Source organism: Ramlibacter aquaticus, assembly GCF_015159745.1.
GTDB classification, from domain to species: domain Bacteria; phylum Pseudomonadota; class Gammaproteobacteria; order Burkholderiales; family Burkholderiaceae_C; genus Ramlibacter; species Ramlibacter aquaticus.
The window spans coordinates 1-451 of sequence record NZ_JADDOJ010000190.1 but is presented as its reverse complement, the minus strand read 5'-3'; the positions used below and the strand labels follow the sequence as shown (position 1 = coordinate 451).

Genomic DNA, 451 nt, shown 5'->3' with positions numbered 1-451 from the left:
ATATGTAAGAGTTCCAAATACTTCATCAAAATCGAGTTCCTTAATTTTGATGCGAATCATGTTATGGCTGCCACTATACTGATTATCAATATTTTCTGGAAGGGCTTTATAGTGAACTATTTGATTACGTAATTCAGCTAGATTAAGAAGCTTTCTTTGCAAATCAGCATCTATCTCGTCTTGAAACACAAGCTTGAATAACCAACCTGTTTTGTCACTTAAAGAATTACTTCTAATTATTTTTGTTATCGTATCGTCATCCAAGTTGTCGCGTTCATTTAGAGCTTCTCTATAAAACATGTTTAGTTGATGTTCTACAACCGTTGAGATTAGTACAATTGCAACTTCTGACCTATTCACTGCTATAGCATCTCGTGCTGATTCTATAAAGCTATTATCTATACTCACAAGGAACTTTAGGTTGTCTATAAATTCTGGATGAGCGTCTATC

1 protein-coding gene is annotated in these 451 nt (G+C 33.9%); it reads right to left on the bottom strand.

What is annotated here, in order from left to right; all coding sequences use genetic code 11:
* Window positions 1-451, bottom strand: a 451-nt coding sequence (locus IM725_RS20080) for a hypothetical protein (RefSeq protein ID WP_193782403.1), incomplete at both ends; no start/stop codon positions are given.